The sequence below is a fragment of the Arenimonas sp. genome (assembly GCF_019459675.1).
In the GTDB taxonomy this organism is placed as follows: Bacteria; Pseudomonadota; Gammaproteobacteria; order Xanthomonadales; family Xanthomonadaceae; genus Arenimonas.
The window spans coordinates 1-16428 of record NZ_JAIBFH010000360.1 but is presented as its reverse complement, the minus strand read 5'-3'; the positions used below and the strand labels follow the sequence as shown (position 1 = coordinate 16428).

Sequence of the window (16428 nt, the reverse complement as noted above, 5' to 3'; positions counted from 1 at the left end):
CGCCCCGCGCCCCGCCCGGGCACCCCGGGGGGGGGGGGCGCGGGGGGGGGGGGGGGCCGCCGCCTGCGGCGCCGGGGCGGCCCCGGCGATGAGAAGGGCGCTGGCAATGGCGCGCGAAAGCCCGGTGGCGAGCAGATTCTTTTTCATGACCGCGGTGTTCCCCTGGAGTTGACCAGAGGCTTTCTACGCGCTCAGCGTGGACAAATTATGACGGCGCGGTACTGTCACAGGAACGACGCCAAAGGGCGATATAAACGTCACGCCCTTTCCACCCGCCACCACGGAGCCAACGATGCGCCCGACGTCCCTCGCCCTTTGCCTGATCCCGCTGCTGCTGGCCGGCTGCGCCAGCACGCCCGACCGCGAGCCCGACGAGGTGGAGGGAGCCGACCCGCTGCTGAGCGCTTCGGGCGAAGCGCACGTCACCGTGGCCGAGGCGTTTGTCAGCGCGCTCACGCCCAAGGACAACATTGACTCGCCCGCGGCCTGGCGCGCCCCCGACGGCAAGACCTGGCTGTTCGCCACCGCCAAGGAAGGCAAGGGCCTGGTGGTGTACGACGGCGACACGGGTGCCACCCTGCGCACCGTGGGCACGGAGGGCAGCCGCCCCGGGCAGTTCAAGCGGCCCAACGGCGTGGCCGTCAGCGGTGACCATCTGTTCGTGGTGGAGCGCGACAATCGCCGCGTGCAGGTCCTGTGGCTGCCGTCGCTGGCCACCGTGGCCACGTTCGGCGAGGCCGAGCTCAAGCAGCCTTACGGCCTGTTCATCCGCGAACACGCCTCGGGCGAGCTCGAAGTGCTGGTCACCGACGCCTACATGATCGGCGAAGACGCCAACGGCGACGACATTCCGCCGCCGCTGGCGCAGCTTGACCGCCGCGTGCAGCGCTACCTGGTGCGCGCCGACGAAGGCGCCGTGTCGGCGATCAGCAGCGGTGCGTTCGGCGACACTACGGCGCAGGGCGCCATCCGCGTGCCTGAGTCGATCTGGGGCGACGTTGCCAACGACCGCCTGCTGATTGCCGAGGAAGACGTCGCCACCGGCACCGGCTATCGCGAATACTCCATGGCCGGCGATTTCCGCGGCAAGTCCCTGGGCGTGGGCCGCTTCAAGGCGCAGGCCGAGGGCGTCACGCTCTGGTCCTGCCCGGACGGCAGCGGCTATTGGCTCGCCACCGACCAGTTCAAGGACCTGAGCCTGTTCCATGTCTTCGACCGCCAGACGCTCGAGCACGTCGGTGCGTTCGCAGGCAAGGCCGTGGCCAACACCGACGGCGTCTGGCTGCAGCAGTCGGGCACCCAGCGCTTCCCGCAGGGCGTTTTCTACGCCGTGCACGACGACATGGCGGTAGGCGCCTTCGACTGGAGCGACATCGCCGCGGCCCTGAATCTGCGCAAAACCTGCGAAGGCGCCTGATCCTTACTGCGGCCCCGCCACTCCCGCTCAGCCCAGGACGCGCAGCTGGTCGTCCAGCAGCGCAGCGGCGGTGACCTCGGCGCCGGCGCCGGGCCCTTGGATCTGCAGGGGCCGGTCGCGGTAGCGGGTGCTCCAGATGGCCACGCGGTTGTCGCAGCCGCGGCCGACGGCGATCGGGTCGTCGGGCGCCAACGCTTCCAGACCCAGGCGCGCGCCGGCGGCATCCAGGCGCGCCACGTAGCGCAACACCTTGCCGTCGCGGGCGGTGCGCGCGGCGCGCTCGCCCAGCGGCCCGTCCAGGGCGGCAAGCGCCTGGGCCAGCTGCTGCGCGGAAGCCGACTCGATGGCAGGCGTCAGCAGCGAGTCCACCCGCACCTCCGCGTCTTCCAGCGCATAGCCCGCGGTGCGCGCCAGGATCAGCAGCTTGCGCTTCACATCCTCGCCCGACAGGTCCACGCGCGGATCGGGTTCGGCGTAACCCTGAGCCACCGCCGACAGCACGCGCTGCGAGAACGGCTCACTGCCGTCGTAGCCGTCGAACAGCCAGGCCAGCGTGCCCGACAGCACGCCGACGATGGCGCCGATGCGGTCGCCGCCTGCCCGCAGCTCCCGCACGGCACGCAGCACCGGCAAGCCGGCGCCAACGGTGGCGGCGTCGCCGTAGTGGCGGCCGTCCGTGGCCAGGAGGCGGATCTCATGCTGGCGAAGCAGCGGTCCCCCGAGCCCCAGCTTGTTGGCGCTCACCACGTTCAGACCCTGGCGCAGCCAGCGAGGATGCCACGCCGCCAGTTCAGCGCTTGCGGTGGCGTCCACCGCGATGTCGCCAGGGCGAAACGCATCGGGCAGGGCACCGGAGCCGTCGTGCGCCTCGGCGTCTGGCCATGCCCCGCTGTTCGCCAGTCCCTCGGCATCCAGCCAGCGCTGGCGCGAACTGGCCGCCAGGCACAGCTGCAGCCGCGGATGCTGCAGCGCCTGCAGCCGCTCCAGCAGGGCGCGGCCGACGGTGCCCACGCCCAAGAGGGCCACGCGCCGAACCTGGGGCTGTTGCTCCGGCCGAGGCAGCGGCAGCACGCTCATTTCGCCAACTCGTTGGCGGCGGGTGCGGCCACGTGCAGCGCGCGCTCCAGGGCGGCCGCGATGTCGGCTTCCAGGTCCTCCAGCGCCTCGATGCCCACCGACAGCCGCAGCAGGCCCTCGCCGATGCCCGCCACGCGTCGCGCATCAACCGACATGGCGGCATGCGTCATCGTCGCCGGATGGGCCACCAGGCTTTCCACGCCGCCCAGCGATTCGGCCAGGGTGAAGTGCTCGAGTCCATCCAGGAACGCGCGCACCGCGGGCACGCCGCCCACGAGATCGAGCGAGATCATGGCGCCGAACCCGCGCTGCTGCCGGGCGGCCAGCGCATGGCCCGGATGGGTGGAGAGTCCCGGGTAATGCACGGCCGACAGGGCGGGATGGCGCTGCAGCCGCTCGGCCAGGGCCGAGGCGTTTTCCTGGTGCACGCGCAGCCGGGCGTCCAGCGTGCGCAGCCCGCGCAGGGTCAGGAAGCTGTCGAACGGCGAGCCGGTCAGCCCCAGCGCATTCGCCCACCAGGCCAAGGTTTCATTCAATGCCGCATCGCGCGACACCACCGCGCCGCCCACCACGTCGCTGTGGCCGTTGATGTACTTGGTGGTGGAGTGCAGCACCAGGTCGGCGCCGAACTCGATCGGCGTCTGCAGTGCCGGCGAAAGGAAGGTGTTGTCCACCAGGGCCAGGGCCCCTGCCCGGCGCGAGGCTTCGATCACGTGGCGCAGGTCGGTGATGCGAAGCAGCGGATTGGACGGGGTTTCGATCCAGACCAGCCTGGTCGGCCGCGACAGCGCCTCGGCCAGCGCGATCGGGTCGGCCAGGTTGGCCAGCACCAGTTCGAAGCGGCCCTTTCGCGCCAGCGCGTCAAACAGCCGCCAGCTGCCGCCGTAGCAGTCGTGCGTCACCACCAGGCGGTCGCCCGGCTGCAGCAGGGCCTCCAGCACCAGGGTGATGGCCGCCATGCCGGTGGCGGTGACCACGGCACCGGCGCCACCCTCGAGTTCGGCCAGGGCGTCGGCCAGCTGGTCGCGGGTGGGATTGCCGCTGCGCGTGTAGTCGTACTTCCGCTTCTGGCCGAAGCCGGCGAAGCTGAAGTTGCTCGACAGCACCAGCGGCGGCGTGACGGCGCCGAAAGCCGCGTCGGCGTCAATGCCGGCGCGCACGGCGGCGGTGGCTGGACAGCGCGTGCTCATGCCGCACCTCCCGTGCACGCCGCCAGGGCATCGCGAAGCAGCGCATCCACGGCGGCTTCTTCCTTCAGGAACGCGTCGTGGCCGAAGCGCGAGCGCAGCACGCAAAGCCGCGACCCGCCGCCCAGCGATTCCACCAGCGCCTGCAGGTCCGACAGCGGCACCAGCCGGTCTTCCTGGATGGCGACGACGGTGGTGGGCACGCGCACGTCGGCCGGGTCCACGCAGTGCAGGTCGATGGATTCCGACAGGCGCAGGAAGGCGGTGCTGGTCCAACGCGCCGCATAGCGGCGGCCGCAGCTTTCCAGGTAATCCTCGGCGGCACAGCGGGCCACGCCGTCGTCAATCACCGCCGGCGAGTCGAAGCGCTCGGCGAACTCCTCCGGCGTGCGGTAGCTCAGCATCGCCCACTGGCGCGCGAGGGCCAGGCCCTGGCTGACAGCGCCTTCGCTGCGGCCCAGCGCCACGCATTGGCGCTGCAGCGCGCGCCACGCACTGGCATACGGATGCGGGCGGTGTGCGCCGGATATCGCCACCAGGCGATCGAGCCTCGCGCCGTGGCGGGCGGCGAATTGAAGCCCGACCATCGCGCCGTAGGACGCCCCGACGAAGGCCGCCACGCGATCCACGCCGAGGCGATCGAGCACCCGCGCGATCACGTCCGCCTGGTCGGCGCTGTCGATCGGGGCGTCCAGGCCCCCATCTGCGCCCAGCCAGTCAATGGCCAGCACGCGCAGCCGGGCGGTGTCGATGGCGCGGCCCGGCCCCACCTGGGCTTCCCACCAGCCCGGCTCGGCGTCGCCCGGTCCAGCGGCAACGTGCCGATTGGCCGAAATGCCGCCCGCGACCACGACGAGCGGCGCGTCGGCCGGACCCAACCACTCCCCGCGCACCACCACGCTGCGGTGGCCGGCATGCCGCAGCGGCAGCTGCAGGTCCAGCACGAAGCGACGCGCCGGCCGGGCCGGCATCGATGCGCCGGCGTCGTAGGCGCAGGCGTCGGCTGCGGCGGCAGCAAGGGCTTCATGGGCGGGGGAAGGGGTGAGGCTCATCGCACGGCTCCTGGTGGGCGTTGGGCCCAGCGAGGTTCCTGCGGTCAAAAGCCGGCGTCGGATGCCCCCGATGTTCCGGGGAGCGATACGACCCATCTCTCGGCGGACTTTCGTCCCCGCAGGAATTGGCACCTTCATGCCGGATTGCTCCTGCATGGGTTGCCCCGGCTTCTTCGGGCCTATCCCCTCAGCCGGTCTCGATGGGTGTTGCGGGATCGAGATTGCAGCGGTTTCCGACGGTTGTCAATCCCTTCATGCGGATGAAGCGATGGATCGCCGGCCCGGTACCGCCTCGGCCGCGTGCGGCTGCGGCATAATGCCGACCCATGACACCCCCTACCCTGCGTTTCCTCGCCCTGCCCCTGGTCGTGCTGCTGGTCGCCTGCACCGGCCCCGCCACCCGCCCCGACAGTTCCTCGGCCCCGCTGCCCGAAGCGCGCGAGAACGTCCCGGCCATCTCGGTGGCCGAGGCGTTCATGACCTCGCCCTTGCCCGAGCATGAAATCGACTCCGTGGCCGCCTGGAATGCACCGGCCGGAGGCACCTGGCTGATCGCCACCGGCAAGGAAAGCAACCAATTGGTGGTTTACGACGGCAACACCGGCGCACTGCTGCGCACCGTGGGCGGCCCCGGCGAAAGCCCCGGCCAGTTCAACCGCCCCAATGGCGTTGCGGTCTACGCCGACCTGGTGTTCGTGGTGGAGCGCGACAACCAGCGCGTGCAGGTGCTGCGGCTGCCTGATTTCCAGCCGGTGGCGGTGTTCGGCCAGGGCGAACTGCTCAACCCCTACGGCCTGTGGCTGCATGAAACCGCGCCGGGCGAACTCGAGCTGATGGTCACGGACAGCTTCATGGCCGACTTCCGCACCGAGCTCGTGCCGCCCATGGACCAGCTCGACCAGCGGGTGAAGCGCTACCGCGTCAGGATCGACGGCGAGTCCCCCCGGGCGCAACTGCTGGGCCAGTTCGGCGACACCACCCCGGCAGGCGCGCTGCGCATGGTCGAATCCATCGCCGGCGACCCGCTGCACGACCGCCTGCTGATTGCCGAGGAAGACACACGGGTGGGCACCACCCTGCGCGAATACCGCATGGACGGCACCTACACCGGCCGCGACCTGCCGCCCGACCGCTTCCAGGCCCAGGCCGAGGGCGTGGCGCTGTGGGCCTGCCAGGACGGCAGCGGCTACTGGATCACGGCCGACCAGTCCGCCGACCGCACGGTCTTCCACCTGTTCGACCGGGTGACGCTGGACTTCCGCGGCAGCTTCAAGGGCAACCAGGTGGCGCTGACCGACGGCATATCGCTGCACTCGGTGGCTACGCGGCGCTTCCCCGAGGGCGTGCTTTACGCCGCCCACGATGACCGCGGCGTAGGCGCCTTCGACTGGCGCGACATCGCCACCGCCCTGGACCTGCGCCAGAACTGCGGCGCCCACTGACATGTCCGATTACCTCAAGCAGACGCGGCGACGCCGCACCTTCGCCATCATTTCCCACCCCGACGCCGGCAAGACCACGCTGACCGAGAAGCTGCTGCTGTTCGGCGGCGCGATCCAGATGGCCGGCTCGGTGAAGGGCCGCAAGGCCGCGCGCCACGCCACGTCCGACTGGATGGCGCTGGAAAAGGAGCGCGGCATCTCGGTGACCTCGTCGGTGATGCAGTTCCCGTACGAGGACTGCATCATCAACCTGCTCGACACCCCGGGCCACGCCGACTTCGGCGAAGACACCTATCGCGTGCTGACGGCGGTGGACTCGGCGCTGATGGTGATTGACGTGGCCAAGGGCGTCGAGGAGCGCACCATCAAGCTGATGGAGGTCTGCCGCCTGCGCGACACGCCGATCATGGGCTTCATCAACAAGCTCGACCGCGAGGGCAAGGAGCCGATCGAGCTGCTGGATGAAATCGAGAGCGTGCTGGGCATCCAGTGCGCACCCATCACCTGGCCGATCGGCATGGGCCAGCGCCTGCGCGGCGTGGTGCACCTGGTCAGCGGCGAAGTGCACATCTACGAACAGGGCCGCAACTTCACCCGCCAGGACTCCACCATCTTCCCGTCCATCGACGCCCCCGGCCTGGCCGAGCGCATCGGCGTGCAGATGCTGGCCGACCTGAAGGACGAGCTCGAACTGGTGCAGGGCGCGTCGCATTCCTTCGACAAGCAAGCCTACCTGGCCGGCAGGCAGACCCCGGTATTCTTCGGTTCGGCCGTGAACAACTTCGGCGTGCAGCCGCTGCTGGACTTCTTCGTCGAACATGCGCCCGGCCCGCAGGCCCGCGGCACCACCACCCGCGTGGTGGCACCGGAAGAGGAAACCTTCACCGGCTTCGTGTTCAAGATCCAGGCCAACATGGACCCGCAGCACCGCGACCGCGTGGCCTTCCTGCGCGTGTGCTCGGGCAAGTACGAGGGCGGCATGAAGGCCTACCACGTGCGCCTGGGCAAGGAGGTCAAGCTGGCCAACGCGCTGACCTTCATGGCCAGCGACCGCGAGATCGTCGAGACGGCCTACCCCGGGGACGTGATCGGCCTGCACAACCACGGCACCATTTCCATCGGCGACACCTTCACATCGGGCGAAGTGCTGGGCTTCACCGGCATCCCCAACTTCGCGCCTGAACTGTTCCGGCGCGCCCGCCTGCGCGACCCGCTCAAGCTCAAGCAGCTGCAGAAGGGCCTGGCCCAGCTATCCGAGGAAGGCGCCACCCAGTTCTTCCGGCCGCTGATGAGCAACGACCTGATCCTGGGCGCGGTGGGCACGCTGCAGTTCGACGTGGTGGCCTACCGGCTGAAGGACGAATACAGCGTGGACGCCAGCTTCGAACCGATCACCGTGTCCACAGCGCGCTGGATCAAGGGCGGCACGCCCGCCAAGCTGGAAGAGTTCCGCGAAAAGGCGGCGATGAACCTCGCGCTCGACGGTGCCGGCCAGCTGGTCTACCTGGCCCCCACGCGCGTGAACCTGCAGCTGACCCAGGAGCGCTGGCCGGACCTGGAGTTCGCCGCCACCCGCGAACACGCCCAGACCCTGGCCCTGGAATAGCCCCGGTGCGCAAAAGGAACCACGACATGCGTCTCAGCGCGTTCATCGCCACTGCACTGCTGCTGTCCGCCCCGCTGCTTGCGGCGGAGCCACCTCCGGCGGAGGGTGAGATCCTGTTCATTGGAGCCGATGAATCCACGCCCGTCAGCGAGGTGGCGCTTGTGTACTTCAACCAGGCGGACAACGAAGGCGTCAGGACCCGACTCGGCGGAATCACGCCCTACGTGGACGGCAAGCCCGCGCGAAAGAAGGCCGTGGGGGTCGTGAAACACGGCATGGCCGTCGTCAGGGCGGGCCGCTACGAGCTGCGTGGCTACTGTGTCACCAGTCTGCGCGACTCCGGGCGGTCCGCCGTGGTGGACGTGGAAGGAGGCAAGCGATACCACCTCCAGTGTACTGGCCGGACGCCGCGCACCGTGGCGCTGGTCGCGACGGAGCTGGGCGCGCCCCGTTAACCGGCCGGTTGCGGCTTTGGCAGGCCCTGCGAGGCAGCCCCCCCCTTAGGTGCGCCAACGCACTCCGCCCGCACGTAAACGGATGTAGAATCCGGCCGTGGCGCCAGCACGCTGGTCCGTCACCCAGCCGTCCAACGGCCAAACATTCATAAACAGGGGTTTATCCGAATGCACCATACGAACGCATCAAGCCCGGCTCGCCGGCTTGCCACAGGCGCCTTCATGTCGCTGTCCGCCTGGCTGATGATCGCCGGCACCGCCGTCGCCCAGCCCGCCTACGCCCCTGTGGGCGTCCAGCAAAACATCCCGGAAGCCACCGCCACCGGTGGCGGCTGGACCACCTGCTACAGCAACAACTTCTCGGGCACCCCGGCCACGCCGGTGGCCGACATCCTGGCCGCCTGCACCGACGACCGGATCATGTTGGCCTGCCGCCCGGTCGGCAACCCCAACTTCACGCTGCTGGCCCAGGCGGAACGTACCGCGGTCTTCCTCGACACCGGCAACCCCACCACCAATCCCGGCGGCTTCAATATTCCGACCGTCGCCAACGGCGTGGGCTGGTACTTCAACGACAGCTGGTCGTACGGCTTCGCCCCGGCTGGCGAACCGATCAGCCGCAACAGCTGCGACATCGGTGTCGGGACCGTTGAGAACCTGCGCATGTGCGTCCACACCGAGGCGACCACCGTCGCCAATTACGGCGGATACCGCTGCGGCACGACCACCCTCAACGGGAACGCCACTTGGGAACACGTGATCCTGCAGGCGCCCAACTCGCCGCCGGGCGTCACGCTCACCGTCCCGGGCAGCAACAGCCCCGTGCCGGTGGCCGAAGAGCTGATCCTGCCGCCCGAGCGCACCCTCGCCAACCCGGCGGGCCGCCTCAACCTGCTGACCGAAGTCGGCTATGCCTTCTCCTCGGGTGAAGTGCGCTACGCCCGCCTGCACTGCCCGGGCGCCGAGTTCACCACCGCCTCGGTGATCGACTTCACGGGCGATCCGTCCAACACCATCGGCTCGGTCAACGGCCTGGGTTCGGACGCGATCTTCTTCTCGATCACGGCCGGCGCCACGCCGGTCATCGCCACCGACGGCTTCACCGTGGACGGCACCCGCACCGTGGGCAGCCAGGCCGACGTGGACTGCACCTACGGCCTGTACGACTTCCCGTCGCAGGCCCAGGCCGGCGGCCCGACCGGTCGCGTTGCCGCTTCCTCCGGTGCCTACCTGCGCTTCAACCCCAGCTATGCGCTGGTGGTGGATTCGCAGGCCGGCGCGGTTGCCGACGTCGAGTCCGACGACCCGGCCTACAGCCAGTTCGTGGTGGCGGCGCCGACCTCCAGCACCGACCGGGCCCAGATTGGTGGCTTCAGCTACGGCACCGTGCAGGCCGTGCTGGGCGACGAACAGCCGATCACCCTGGACGGCCTGGCCGTCGAATTGGCTGACCTGACGGGTGCGAACACCGCGCTCCGGTTTGCCGGCGACTTCGACAGCGCCGGCGACGTGTTCTTCAGCCCGAACGCCAACTGCGCCGTCAACATCCAGTCGGCCAACGCCTTCGACGACACCGGCGCCACCTTCGTGATCGGCGCTGCCGCCAAGCTCGACCACTTCCTGTGCTTCGAAGTCAGCGGTGACCCGATCCCGGTCAGCGACTACACCGTGGCCCTGGCCCCGGTGTCGGCCGCCCCGGCGGTCTACGCCGTCACGCCGCGCGGTCCGCTGGCGCTGGGTGCCATCACCCGCAACGGCGCCGAGCTGCAGGCCCCGCTGGCGCAGGTGCCCAACGGCTACCTGAGCCGCATGGTGCTGACCAACACCGGCTCGCAGGCCCGTGAGTACGTGATCGAAGTGCTGGGTGAAACCGGCAACGTCATTTCCACCGCCAACCTCACCGGCACCGTTGCCGCCGGCAAGACCCTGGTGGTGGACCTGAACTCGGTGCTGACCGGCTTCACCGCGGCCCCGCGCGCCACGCTCAACGTGACCGTGTCGGGCCCGAACAAGCAGATCCAGGGCCTGTACCAGATCGTCAACCCGGAATCGGGCACGGTCAGCAACCACGTGATGGTCCGCCCCGGCACCAACTGATCCACGCCGCGGCATGCAAAAAGAAAGGCCCGCTTCGGCGGGCCTTTTTCTTTGGGGATCCATCCACTGCATTGGCGGCGGAAGTTAGCCTGACCCCGCTCCTGGTGAGTGCGGGGGTTTGGGTTGCGGACTCGAGCCGGCGGCCTCACGCTCGGCGCATGACCGAGTACGAACACGACCACGAATCCCCGCGCGAAGAGCGCGCCAACGCCATCACCCACGGGATAGGTGCGCTGGCATCACTGGTGGGCGGCAGCGTGCTGGTGACGCTGGCCGCGGCCTACGGCAACGGATGGCAGCTGGGCAGCGCGATCGTCTTCAGCATCACCCTGGTGCTGCTGTACCTGGCGTCCACGCTTTACCACCTCAGCCACGACCGCGTGACCAAGGGCCGGCTGAAGGTGTTCGACCACTGCGCCATCTTCCTGCTGATTGCCGGCACCTACACCCCGTTCACCCTGGTGGGCCTGCGCGAGGACGGCGGCTGGTGGCTGTTCGCGGCCACGTGGACGCTGGCGGTGGCGGGGGTGGTGTTCAAGCTGTTCTTCACCGGCCGCTTCAAGGGCGTGTCCACCCTGATCTATATCGGCATGGGCTGGATGGCGGTGATTGCGATCAAACCGTTCCTGCGCCAGATCCCGCCTGAAACGCTGGGCTGGCTTCTGGGCGGCGGGCTGGCGTACACGCTGGGCACGGTGTTCTACATGAGCAAACGCATCCCGTTCGCACATGCGATATGGCACGGATTCGTCCTGCTGGGCAGTGCCTGCCACTTCGTGGCGGTAACGCACCAGGTGGTGCTGGCCTGACGGCCGGGCCGTGCAGGTTCAGCTGGCGATGTATTGCTGCAGCTGGGCAATCTCGTGCTGCTGGTCCTCGATGACCGCCTTCACCAGGTCGCCGATGGAAATCAGGCCCAACAGCTGGCCATCCTCTACCACCGGCAGGTGGCGTATCTTGCGGTCGGTCATCACCGCCATGCAGGTCTGCACCGTGTCGGTGGGCCCGACGGTAACCACCGGGCTGGACATGATCTGCGCTACCGGCGTGTCGCTGGAAGACCGGCCCTGCAGGATGACCTTGCGGGCGTAGTCGCGCTCGGTGGCGATGCCCAGCAGTTCACCGCCCTGCACCACCAGCACCGAGCCGATGTGGTGCTCGGCCATCAGGCGGATCACCTCAAGCACCGGCGCTTCCTTGGGCACCGCGACGATGCGCGCACCCTTCGCTTCGAGGATCTGGTTCACGTTGCGCATCGGTTGGCCCTCCGTCGAACTCGCTTTGATCATAGCCCCGTCGCGGGACCAGCGGGAGGGGACCGGGCCGGTCAGCCCGGAGCGTGCGGGCCCACGGCCTCGCTGACCACGTAAAGCGGTCGCTGCTTGGCTTCCACGTACAGGCGACCCAGGTATTCACCGATGATGCCCAGCGCCACCAGCTGGATGCCGCCCAGGAAAAGCACCACCGTCATCAGCGACGGCCAGCCCTGCACCGGGTCGCCCCACAGCACGGTGCGGGCGATGATCCACAGACCCCAGCCGAACGCGACCAGGGCCGTCAGCACCCCCACGTAGGTGGCCAGCCGCAGCGGCACCGTGGAAAAGCTGGTGATGCCCTCCAGCGCCAGGTTCCACAGCCGCCAGTAATTGAACTTGCTGTCGCCGGCCATGCGCGCTTCGCGTTCGTAGGGCAGCGACACCTGGCGGAACCCCACCCAGGTGAAAAGACCCTTCATGAAGCGCTGCCGCTCACGCAGCTGGCGCAGCGCGTCCAGCACGCGGGACGACATCAGGCGGAAATCGCCGGTGTCACGCGGGATGTCGGTTTGGGACAGCCAGCGCATCACCCGGTAGAAACCCGCGGCGGTGAACCGCTTGAACCACGTTTCGCCGTCCCGGCGCGACCGCGTGCCGTAGACCACGTCGAAGCCCTCGCGCCATTTCGCCACGAACGCCGGGATCAGCTCCGGCGGGTCCTGTCCATCGGCATCGAGCACCATCGCCGCGTCGGTGTGCACCTGGTCCAGGCCGGCAGTGAGCGCCAGCTCCTTGCCGAAGTTGCGGGCCAGCCGCAGCAGCGACACCCGCGGATCGGCGGCGGCGATGTCGCGCAGCACGGCCCAGGTGCCGTCGCGGCTGCCGTCGTCGACGTACAGCACGCGGCAGTCCAGGCCCAGGCCGTCAAGCACGCGGGAAAGCCGCGGGTGCAGGACCGGCAGCGCCGACTGCTCGTTGAAAGCGGCGATGACGATGGTGAGCGAAGAGGTGTCGGCCATGCCCAATCTTAGCCGCAGCCCGGCGCGGTGTACCATTTGCCCATGCCAAGACTCCTTTTCGTGTGCGTCGAGAACGCCAACCGCAGCCAGATGGCCGAGGGCTTTGCCCGCTTCCATGGCGGCTACCAGGTGGAGGCCATCAGCGCCGGCTCCCGCCCCGTGGGCCAGGTCAGCCCGCGCGCCATCGAAGCGATGGCCGAACTGGGCATCGACATCAGCACCCAGGTCTGTCGCTCGCTGGACGAGGTCACCGGCGAGTTCGACGCCGTGGTGACGATGGGCTGCGGCGACGCCTGCCCCCGCATCCCCGCGCGCGTGCGCGAGGACTGGCCCATCAAGGACACCGCCGGCCGTAGCGACGCGTTCTACTTGGACGTTCGCAACGACATCCGCCGCCGCGTCCAGGCGCTGCTGGCGCACCTGCGCTCGCATCGCTGAACCCGGCACCGGCCGGTCGCCGGGCCGTCAGGGCTCGAGGTAGGCCGGGCCGCCGAGATTGCGGACGTTGCGCTGGATCCATGCCGCGCGGCGCTGCACGTAGGGGCCGGGGCTGCGGGCGCTGTATTTCTTCGGGTTGGGCAGCACGGCGGCCAGGCGCGCGCTTTCGGCCGCGGTGAGCGCGCTGGCGGGCTTGCCGAAGAACGCCTGCGCCGCGGCCTCCGCGCCGTAAACGCCGTCGCCGAACTCGGCGATGTTGGCGTACACCTCCAGGATGCGCTGCTTGGACCACATCGTTTCGATCAGCAGCGTGTACCAGGCCTCCAGCCCCTTGCGGAAATAGCCGCCACCGCTCCACAGGAACAGGTTCTTGGCCACCTGCTGGCTGATGGTGCTGCCGCCGCGCACGCGGCCACCGCGGGCGTTGCTGTCGAGCGCCTTGTCGATGGCCTCCAGGTCGAAGCCGCGGTGCACGGGAAACTTCTGGTCTTCGGCCGCCACCAGCGCAATGGGCAGCTGGGCGGAAATCTGGCCGTAGTCGCGCCAGGTGTAGCTCAGTGCAAAGTCCTTCTCGCCCAGGCCGTCCCACTGCCGCCAGACCATGAAGGCGCTGGCGGGCGGGTCGATGAAGCGCAGCGTGGCCACCTGCAGCACCGTCAGGCCCACCAGCACGAACGGCAGCAGCAACAGCCGACGCAGCCAGCGACGCTTTTTCTTCACGGGTAGTCGGCGGTTGAGGGTGTTCATCGCCCAGCAGGATACCCGCCCGCGCCCGGAAACCGGACGCATCCCCGCTGGGGTAAAATCGCGGCATGAAACCCCATCCCGATCGCGACACCCTGACCCGCTTCCTGCTCGAACGCTCCGGCATCCGCGGCGTGGTGGTGCACCTGGACCAGACCTGGACCGAAATCGCCGCCCGCACCGACTACCCGCCGGAAGTGGCGGCGCGCCTGGGGGAAACCTGCGCCGCGGCCGCGCTGTTCACCGGGCACGCCAAGATCGACGGCCGCCTGAGCGTGCAGCTGCGCGGCACCGGCGCCCTGCGCACGCTGTTCGCCGAATGCACGGCGGCGGGCACGCTGCGCGGCATCGCCCACTTCGACCACCCCCTGCCCAGCCCGCTGACCCCGCGGGCCTTCGGCGCGGGCTCGCTGCTGGCCATCACCATCGAGTCCACGCCGCCCGGCGCGCAGGAAACCACGCGCTACCAGGGCCTGGTGGGCCTGGAAGCCGACAGCCTGGCGGAGGCCTTCGAGGCCTATTTCGACCAGTCCGAGCAGTTGCCCACCCGTCTTCTGCTGGCCACGGTGGAGGGCCGCACCGCCGGCGTGATGCTGCAGAAGCTGCCCGGCGCCGAAGGCGACATGGACGGCTGGAACCGCTGCAACGCCCTGTTCGAGACCCTGGGCGGCCAGGAGCTGGCCCAGCTGCCGGTGGAAACCCTGCTGCACCGCCTCATCCACGAGGAGCGGGAGAAGCTGCTCGACCGCCGCCCCCTGGCCTTTGCCTGTTCGTGCTCGCGTGAAAGGGTGGGCGACATGCTGCGTACGCTGGGAGCCGACGAAGCCCAGAGCGCCCTGGTGGACGGCGTGGCCCTGGTGCACTGCGACTTCTGCGGCGAGGGCTACCGGTTTGAAGCTGAACAGATAGCCAGCCTGTTCAGCGTTTCCCCCACCGCGCCGGGCTCCGACCGCCTCCAGTAGCGGCCGGCCTGTCAGCAACGCGGGCCGGGGCGGGTATTGACGGCTGGGCGGAAAGGGTTAAATTATTGTAAAGTGGCGTCGCTGCCCGCCCCGGGGAACCATCCGGACCGGCAAGACTCCAAGTGGGCCAAAGGAAGGATTGAACATGTTGCCGCTGCTGCGCCCCATCGTCGCTGCCCTGCTTGCCGTCGCGGCCCTGCCCGCGCTGGCCCAGGTGCCTGCGCCGCTGGTGCTGCCGGCCGACGACAGCAACACCACCGCGCTGCCCATCATCCGCAACAACCAGATCGAAGGTTTCCTGCTGATCGAATCCGGTGCCGGTACGCCTGCCCGCTCGTCGCTGGACCGTATCCTGGGCCGCCCCTCGGCGCCTGGCGTGGGCGTAGGTGCGGGCATCAACATCCCGCTCGACAGCGGCCGCCGCATCGGTACCAGCCTCAGCCTTGAAAGCAGCCCCACCGTGGGCCTGCTGTGCCAGGGCAACAGCGTTTCGCGCAGCTTCGGCTCGCTGTCGCAGCACTGCATGGTCGCCAACCTGGCGCCCAACCCCGCGCTGCCGCTGGCCTATTCGCGTCCCGGCGTGCGCACCGAAGTCCGGCTGGAAAGCGACCGCTCGGCGCTGTCGGCCAGCCTGGGCCTGAACCGCTTCAACATCGAAACGCCGCTGGCGCTCCCGGGCACCACGCCCGGCGCAGGTCCGTCCGACGTGCTGCTGTCGCTCAACGGCGCCGAATTCGAACAGGAAGACATCGGCCTGCTCGGTGAGCTCAAGGTCGGCGAGTCGGGCTGGGTCAGCATCGGCGGCACCCTGGCGCGCGCTCGCATCGTTCCGGCCAACCAGCTGCCCGGCGGCGTGCGTCCCGAATGGAACACCGGCACGCTGAGCCTAGGCGGCGGCATCGGCAATTTCGGCGGCGAAGTCATCGGCAACGTCATCGATGTCCCCGGCAGCAGCAACAGCTACAGCAACGTGGGGCTGGGCGTGACCTGGCGCGCGCCGTGGAAGGCCCGCCTGAGCGTGGGCGCCGAGAATCTTGCCACCCGCGGCAAGAATCCGTTCTCGACGGCCGACAAGGACGACGACGACTCTTCGCGCGTCCCCTACATCCGCTACGAGCAAGACCTCTAACCCGGTCTTCGTGCGGGCGCGCCAGCCGGGCCCGACCGCCGTCAGTCGAACAGCTTGCCCGGATTGAGTATCCCCCTGGGATCAAGCACGGCGCGAATGCCGCGCATCAAAGCTATCTCCGCCGCCGTACGCGTGCTTTCAAGGTAGTCCTTCTTCACCAGGCCGATGCCGTGTTCGGCCGAAATGCTGCCGCCCACCTGGTGCAGCAGGTCCGCCAGCACGCCGGTGACCTTCGCGCACTGCGCCATGAACTCCTGGTCCGCGACGCCGTCGGGCTGCAGCACGTTGATGTGCAGGTTGCCGTCGCCGATGTGGCCGAACCACACCACCTCGAACTGCGGGTACGCCTCGTCCAGCAGCGCGCGCGCCTGCGCCAGGAAGGTGGGCAGGGCGGCGATGCGCACCGAGATGTCGTTCTTGTAGGGCCGGTAGCGCGCCAGCGCCTCGGTGATGCCCTCGCGCAGGCGCCACAGCTGCGCCGCCTGGGCTTCGCTGGCGGCCTGCACGCCGTCCAGCTCCCAGCCCTGCTCCAGGCAATGCTCGATCG

The 16428-nt window shown here is 69.2% G+C and carries 16 protein-coding genes and 1 riboswitch; of the genes, 9 read left to right on the top strand and 7 right to left on the bottom strand.

The genetic code is table 11. The features are described 5' to 3' along the window. Positions 1 to 292 precede the first annotated feature (292 nt). Positions 293 to 1417 carry a phytase gene (locus K0M70_RS12000; RefSeq protein ID WP_290782241.1) on the top strand — a complete coding sequence of 375 codons (1125 nt, stop codon included), beginning with the start codon at positions 293 to 295 and terminating at the stop codon, positions 1415 to 1417. Positions 1418 to 1444: 27 nt separating this feature from the next. Here the strand turns inward: K0M70_RS12000 and K0M70_RS11995 are convergent, their stop codons facing one another. Genes K0M70_RS11995 through K0M70_RS11985 form a run of 3 tightly spaced genes read right to left on the bottom strand, consistent with a single transcriptional unit; the run spans position 1445 to position 4652 of the window. Next, positions 1445 to 2494 (bottom strand): homoserine dehydrogenase, encoded by a 1050-nt coding sequence (locus K0M70_RS11995; protein ID WP_290782239.1) that lies wholly within the window; start codon positions 2492 to 2494, stop codon positions 1445 to 1447. Further along, positions 2491 to 3684, bottom strand: a complete 1194-nt coding sequence (gene metB / locus K0M70_RS11990; RefSeq protein WP_290782237.1) for a cystathionine gamma-synthase — start codon at positions 3682 to 3684, stop codon at positions 2491 to 2493. Before metB ends, K0M70_RS11995 begins: the two co-directional genes overlap by 4 nt. Then, a complete protein-coding gene (locus tag K0M70_RS11985) occupies positions 3681 to 4652 on the bottom strand; it encodes a homoserine O-succinyltransferase (protein WP_290782243.1) in 972 nt (323 codons plus the stop codon). Before K0M70_RS11985 ends, metB begins: the two co-directional genes overlap by 4 nt. A 170-nt stretch (positions 4653 to 4822) precedes the next feature. Then, positions 4823 to 4940, bottom strand: a riboswitch (SAM riboswitch). Positions 4941 to 5059: 119 nt separating this feature from the next. On the opposite strand from K0M70_RS11985, the gene K0M70_RS11980 reads away from it, so the two are divergent. The 5 genes from K0M70_RS11980 (at position 5060) to K0M70_RS11960 (ending at position 11142) form a co-directional block, all read left to right on the top strand. Further along, positions 5060 to 6175 carry a phytase gene (locus tag K0M70_RS11980; protein ID WP_290782235.1) on the top strand — a complete coding sequence of 372 codons (1116 nt, stop codon included), beginning with the start codon at positions 5060 to 5062 and terminating at the stop codon, positions 6173 to 6175. Between the two features lies 1 nt (position 6176). Continuing rightward, positions 6177 to 7781, top strand: coding sequence for a peptide chain release factor 3 (locus K0M70_RS11975; protein WP_290782232.1), 1605 nt, complete (start codon positions 6177 to 6179; stop codon positions 7779 to 7781). 26 nt (positions 7782 to 7807) lie between these two features. Beyond that, a complete protein-coding gene (locus K0M70_RS11970) occupies positions 7808 to 8236 on the top strand; it encodes a hypothetical protein (RefSeq protein ID WP_290782230.1) in 429 nt (142 codons plus the stop codon). A gap of 222 nt (positions 8237 to 8458) precedes the next feature. Then, entirely contained in the window at positions 8459 to 10333 is a 1875-nt protein-coding gene (locus K0M70_RS11965; protein ID WP_290782229.1) for a hypothetical protein, read from the top strand. A gap of 158 nt (positions 10334 to 10491) precedes the next feature. Next, positions 10492 to 11142 (top strand): hemolysin III family protein, encoded by a 651-nt coding sequence (locus K0M70_RS11960; protein WP_290782227.1) that lies wholly within the window; start codon positions 10492 to 10494, stop codon positions 11140 to 11142. A gap of 18 nt (positions 11143 to 11160) precedes the next feature. On the opposite strand, the gene K0M70_RS11955 is transcribed toward K0M70_RS11960, so the two are convergent. After that, positions 11161 to 11589, bottom strand: a complete 429-nt coding sequence (locus tag K0M70_RS11955; RefSeq protein WP_290782224.1) for a CBS domain-containing protein — start codon at positions 11587 to 11589, stop codon at positions 11161 to 11163. A gap of 71 nt (positions 11590 to 11660) precedes the next feature. Next, positions 11661 to 12608, bottom strand: a complete 948-nt coding sequence (locus tag K0M70_RS11950) for a glycosyltransferase family 2 protein (RefSeq protein WP_290782222.1) — start codon at positions 12606 to 12608, stop codon at positions 11661 to 11663. Positions 12609 to 12650: 42 nt separating this feature from the next. On the opposite strand from K0M70_RS11950, the gene K0M70_RS11945 reads away from it, so the two are divergent. Further along, positions 12651 to 13046 (top strand): arsenate reductase ArsC, encoded by a 396-nt coding sequence (locus K0M70_RS11945; RefSeq protein WP_290782220.1) that lies wholly within the window; start codon positions 12651 to 12653, stop codon positions 13044 to 13046. Positions 13047 to 13073: 27 nt separating this feature from the next. Here the strand turns inward: K0M70_RS11945 and mtgA are convergent, their stop codons facing one another. Continuing rightward, positions 13074 to 13793 carry a monofunctional biosynthetic peptidoglycan transglycosylase gene (gene mtgA, locus K0M70_RS11940; protein ID WP_290782217.1) on the bottom strand — a complete coding sequence of 240 codons (720 nt, stop codon included), beginning with the start codon at positions 13791 to 13793 and terminating at the stop codon, positions 13074 to 13076. A gap of 65 nt (positions 13794 to 13858) precedes the next feature. On the opposite strand from mtgA, the gene K0M70_RS11935 reads away from it, so the two are divergent. Both K0M70_RS11935 and K0M70_RS11930 read left to right on the top strand, forming a co-directional pair. Then, positions 13859 to 14752, top strand: a complete 894-nt coding sequence (locus K0M70_RS11935; protein ID WP_290782214.1) for an Hsp33 family molecular chaperone HslO — start codon at positions 13859 to 13861, stop codon at positions 14750 to 14752. A gap of 145 nt (positions 14753 to 14897) precedes the next feature. Next, a complete protein-coding gene (locus tag K0M70_RS11930) occupies positions 14898 to 15881 on the top strand; it encodes a hypothetical protein (RefSeq protein ID WP_290782211.1) in 984 nt (327 codons plus the stop codon). 41 nt (positions 15882 to 15922) lie between these two features. Here the strand turns inward: K0M70_RS11930 and K0M70_RS11925 are convergent. After that, positions 15923 to 16428 (bottom strand): FAD-linked oxidase C-terminal domain-containing protein (locus K0M70_RS11925; RefSeq protein WP_290782209.1); only part of this gene is annotated, 506 nt, incomplete at its 5' end.

Bases quoted from the DNA above. Each gene is read 5' to 3' on its own strand.
- K0M70_RS11965 (WP_290782229.1), top strand. From the start codon at position 8,459: ATGTCGCTGTCCGCCTGGCTGATGATCGCCGGCACCGCCGTCGCCCAG.
- K0M70_RS11935 (WP_290782214.1), top strand. From the start codon at position 13,859: ATGAAACCCCATCCCGATCGCGACACCCTGACCCGCTTCCTGCTCGAA.
- K0M70_RS11945 (WP_290782220.1), top strand. From the start codon at position 12,651: ATGCCAAGACTCCTTTTCGTGTGCGTCGAGAACGCCAACCGCAGCCAG.
- K0M70_RS12000 (WP_290782241.1), top strand. From the start codon at position 293: ATGCGCCCGACGTCCCTCGCCCTTTGCCTGATCCCGCTGCTGCTGGCC.
- K0M70_RS11960 (WP_290782227.1), top strand. From the start codon at position 10,492: ATGACCGAGTACGAACACGACCACGAATCCCCGCGCGAAGAGCGCGCC.
- K0M70_RS11975 (WP_290782232.1), top strand. From the start codon at position 6,177: ATGTCCGATTACCTCAAGCAGACGCGGCGACGCCGCACCTTCGCCATC.
- mtgA (WP_290782217.1), bottom strand. From the start codon at position 13,793: ATGAACACCCTCAACCGCCGACTACCCGTGAAGAAAAAGCGTCGCTGG.
- K0M70_RS11930 (WP_290782211.1), top strand. From the start codon at position 14,898: ATGTTGCCGCTGCTGCGCCCCATCGTCGCTGCCCTGCTTGCCGTCGCG.
- K0M70_RS11955 (WP_290782224.1), bottom strand. From the start codon at position 11,589: ATGCGCAACGTGAACCAGATCCTCGAAGCGAAGGGTGCGCGCATCGTC.
- K0M70_RS11980 (WP_290782235.1), top strand. From the start codon at position 5,060: ATGACACCCCCTACCCTGCGTTTCCTCGCCCTGCCCCTGGTCGTGCTG.
- K0M70_RS11995 (WP_290782239.1), bottom strand. From the start codon at position 2,494: ATGAGCGTGCTGCCGCTGCCTCGGCCGGAGCAACAGCCCCAGGTTCGG.
- metB (WP_290782237.1), bottom strand. From the start codon at position 3,684: ATGAGCACGCGCTGTCCAGCCACCGCCGCCGTGCGCGCCGGCATTGAC.
- K0M70_RS11950 (WP_290782222.1), bottom strand. From the start codon at position 12,608: ATGGCCGACACCTCTTCGCTCACCATCGTCATCGCCGCTTTCAACGAG.
- K0M70_RS11985 (WP_290782243.1), bottom strand. From the start codon at position 4,652: ATGCCGGCCCGGCCGGCGCGTCGCTTCGTGCTGGACCTGCAGCTGCCG.
- K0M70_RS11970 (WP_290782230.1), top strand. From the start codon at position 7,808: ATGCGTCTCAGCGCGTTCATCGCCACTGCACTGCTGCTGTCCGCCCCG.